General features: G+C 73.7%; 2 protein-coding genes. Both read left to right on the top strand.

All coding sequences use genetic code 11. From position 1 onward, the window contains the following. On the top strand, window positions 1-1,108 hold a 1,108-nt coding region (locus HO151_RS00090; RefSeq protein WP_173894098.1), incomplete at its 5' end, for a VWA domain-containing protein. Next, window positions 1,095-1,853: a hypothetical protein gene (locus HO151_RS00085; RefSeq protein WP_173894097.1), complete on the top strand. Its 759-nt coding sequence runs from the start codon at window positions 1,095-1,097 to the stop codon at window positions 1,851-1,853. The genes HO151_RS00090 and HO151_RS00085, both read left to right, overlap by 14 nt. The last annotated feature ends 104 nt before the right edge of the window (window positions 1,854-1,957 follow it).

The raw sequence follows: 1,957 nt of genomic DNA, 5'->3' as shown, positions 1-1,957 counted from the left end.
CGCGCTCGTCGGGGTCGCCACCGCGGCGGCCGGCACCGGCGGGGCCCTGCGCGAGGAGGACGTCTCCTGCGACCGCCTGCGCGGCTTCCGCTCCGGGCAGCGCCTCACCGCCGCCTCCACCCGCGACCTGCTCGACGACTTCGTCGCCCGCCCCGGCACGGCGAACGCGCTCATCACCTACGAGTCCGACCTACTCGCCCTCAACTCCGGCGGCCGGCTGGAGGAGGAGCTGGAGATCGTGCGCCCGGAGGACGGCACGGTCCTCGCCGACTTCCCCCTGCTCCTCCTCGACCCGGACCGGCGGGCCGCGTACGACGAGGTCGTGCGGTGGCTCCGCAAGGACTCCGTGCAGCGGGAGATCATGCGGACGGCGTGGCGGCGCCCGGTGAACCCCGCGGTCGCCCGCGAGGGACCCCTGCGTACGCCGGTCGGCAACGCGCTCTACTTCCCCGACCGCCACGGCGTCCTGGAACGGCTGCTGGACGACTACGGCGACCCCCGCCACCGGGTCGCCGACCAGGTGATCTTCCTGCTCGACTTCTCCGGTTCGATGCGCGGCGGGCGCATGGCGGACCTGCGGAGGGCCTTCGCCGACCTCAGCGGCGCGGACCCCTCGGCGACGGGCGCCTTCACGCGGTTCCACCAGGGCGAGCGGCTGACCGTCGTGCGGTTCGGCGGGCGGGTCCTGGAGGAGCGGACCGTCACCGTCCGGGGCGAGGAGGACCTGCGGACCCTCGCCGACGTCGTCGCGCGGGGCGGCTACGGGGACGCGACCGCCGTCTGGACGGCTCTCGACCACGGCTACCGCACGGCCTCGTCCGCGGTGGCCGACGACCCCAGGCGGGACGTGGCCATCGTGCTGATGACGGACGGCGAGAACAACGCGGGCATCGCGTACGAGGAGTTCGTACGCCGTTACGAGGCACGCTACGGGCCACGGTCCGCCGGGACCCGCACCGCGGCCCGGGTCCGCACCTACCCCGTGCACTTCGGCGACGCCGACGCCGGAGCCCTGCGGCGCGCCGCCGCGAAGACCGGCGGGCGCATGGTGGACGCGCGGGAGTCGTCCCTTTCCGAGGCATTCAAGGAGATCCGTGGGTGTCGTTGACGCACAGTGGTGGGGCGTGTGGTGGCCGTGGATGACGGTGTGGCTGGTCACCGCCGCCGGGTTCGTGGCGCTCGGCGCCGTGCTGGTGCGGCACGTCCGCGCGCGCGGACGGCGGACCGGCGGGCAGCGGTCCGCGTACAGCGTCTGCTTCTACCTGGACGAGAAGGCGGTGATGGACCTCTACCGGATGGGCAACTACAGCGTGGCCCTGGAACAGGCCGTCGAGCACCGGACCAACGTCAACACCAGCGTGGGGCTGTGGGGCAGGCTGCTCCGCTGGGGCGTCAGGGCCAACCGGGACGTCACGCAGGAGAAGTTCAGCAGCTATGTGCAGAAGAGCGAGCCGATCTCCGTGATCGGGGTGCTCATGGATGCCTTCGAGCAGGCCGACGTCATCGTCCACGCGGACCTGCGCTCCGGGGACGTCGTCCCGAACCGGGCCCTCGCCGACGCGCTCGGCCCGGGCGCCGCCCAGGGCGGGGTCGCGCTCAGCGACATCGAGGAGTTCGTCTCGGTCCGCGGCCGCTTCCTGGTGGAGACGGAGACCACGCGGGAGATCGTGCTGCGCGCGCCGTACGGCGACCCGGAGGACCCCGCGCACGTCCGCGTCACCTGCGCGGCCGACGGCCTGCGCAGCGAGCGCATCGACAGCGGCACGTTCCAGGCCCGCTGCCTCGGAAAGATGACGGGCTGGCGGGAGGACACCCGCGAGGTCACGCTGGAGGCGATAGCCGTCTTCCGCTGACGCCACGCCCCGGGGGGTGCCCCTTCAGGGGCGCGGGGAACTGCGCGACCAGCCACGACGTACCCGCAGCCGCAGCCGCAGCCGCAGCCGCAGCCGCAGCCGCA

This window comes from Streptomyces sp. 8P21H-1 (assembly GCF_013302945.1).
This window is presented reverse-complemented; position numbering and strand designations above follow the sequence as displayed.